Source organism: Pseudomonas sp. WS 5146, from assembly GCF_012985495.1.
In the GTDB taxonomy this organism is placed as follows: Bacteria; Pseudomonadota; Gammaproteobacteria; order Pseudomonadales; family Pseudomonadaceae; genus Aquipseudomonas; species Aquipseudomonas edaphica.
Genome location: NZ_JAAQWL010000037.1, coordinates 1 through 508 on the forward strand (window position 1 = coordinate 1; position 508 = coordinate 508).

Below are 508 nucleotides of genomic sequence, written 5' to 3' on the forward strand. Positions count from 1 at the left end.
TAAGAGAACTCACAAATTTTACCTTAGCCTGATCCGTTACCAGTGAAAGTAACGTTCAGTCTATCTTTCTATCACATACCCAAATTTTTAAAGAACGATCTAATCAAAGACTAGAAATCAACATTCATCATCAACCTGATGGAATGCTCATTTCTAAGCTTTCTTAACGTAGAAGCAGTAGTGGTGGAGCCAAACGGGATCGAACCGTTGACCTCCTGCGTGCAAGGCAGGCGCTCTCCCAGCTGAGCTATGGCCCCGTATTTCTACAGGCGTTTCCCACACAAAATTGGTGGGTCTGGGCAGATTCGAACTGCCGACCTCACCCTTATCAGGGGTGCGCTCTAACCAACTGAGCTACAGACCCAATTTCGGGCTGCTTCTTATCGTCTTCTTCAATGAATCAAGCAATTCGTGTGGGAACTTATGGAGCAGCTGATGTCGTCGATTAAGGAGGTGATCCAGCCGCAGGTTCCCCTACGGCTACCTTGTTACGACTTCACCCCAGTCA

Annotated in this window: 2 tRNA genes and 1 rRNA gene; all 3 read right to left on the reverse strand. The window is 47.2% G+C overall.

The features are described 5' to 3' along the window. Positions 1 to 181 precede the first annotated feature (181 nt). Positions 182 to 257: transfer RNA gene (locus tag HBO41_RS29375), tRNA-Ala, on the reverse strand. Positions 258 to 287: 30 nt separating this feature from the next. Further along, positions 288 to 364, reverse strand: a tRNA-Ile gene (locus HBO41_RS29380). Between the two features lie 82 nt (positions 365 to 446). Then, positions 447 to 508 (reverse strand): 16S ribosomal RNA (locus tag HBO41_RS29385); the annotation flags it as partial.